The organism is Oleiphilus sp. HI0043 (genome assembly GCF_001634935.1).
In genome coordinates this window covers 1-892 of the sequence record NZ_LWEY01000156.1, presented here as the reverse complement: position 1 = coordinate 892, position 892 = coordinate 1, and the positions used below count along the sequence as shown (strand labels likewise).

Below are 892 nucleotides of genomic sequence, written 5' to 3'. Positions count from 1 at the left end.
GCGGTATCTTTGTGCTGGTAGAGGTACAGGGCTGCGTGCTGCTATGTCAGGAATCTGTTGCCTTAGCGAATGAAGTGCCTGTTGGTGCAAATGACGACAAAAATGGCCTGTTAACAAACCTAAGTAATGCTATTTTTATCTTGCGCCGTTATACCGAATATTTTTGTCAGAAGAAGCTTGATCATCCAGAGCTTCTTTTGCCGATTATCAATGAGCTTCGAATAGCCAGAAAAACCAAACCCTTTCCAGAGTCACACTTTTTTGACTTACCCAGCGATAGGGCATTTGACCCGAGCACTATATTTGGCCTATCGAGTAGTAATAAACTTGGTGACTTTGAACACCACGCTAAGCGCTTCAGGCATATGTATCAGGTTGGTTTGCTTGACATATTGCGTGACCGAAACAAGCAAATAGCGTTGCGGCTAATCTCTCGTGCCTCCAAAGGTGCAATGAAACTATGTGCTGGTGAGCCATTGGCGCAATTTTGGGCCTTAGTGAATATTGTCGCAGACACCTTGCTTGAACAAGATATGAGTACTCATGACCTTCGCAAGCGCTTGTTTATGAAGGTTGAAAAGTACCTTCGTGAGATGGCATTGGTTGGAACTGTGGTGACCAGTAAATCGGCACCGGAGTCTTTGCATAAAGAGCTTATCTACTTGTTAGCAATTAGTGGTTATTATTCTCAGCAAGTGAATGCAGTACTGGAAGGCTACAAAGTTTCCCTATTGGATTTTGATGAAAAGTCTTTATCGGCAGAAAGCAAGCGGTTGTTTGGCCCGGGTGCAGATGTTCTTAAGTCTTTGTCCAATGCATTGCAAGAAGAGCTAATTCAGCTTAAAGAAAAATTAGATATTCTTGAGCGTGGTGATGCGCCAAGCGATGAGGA

General features: G+C 43.6%; 1 pseudogene. It reads left to right on the top strand.

Going from position 1 to position 892, the window contains the following annotated elements:
- Positions 1 to 11 precede the first annotated feature (11 nt).
- Positions 12 to 892, top strand: a pseudogene (locus A3729_RS02960) (chemotaxis protein); the annotation flags it as partial.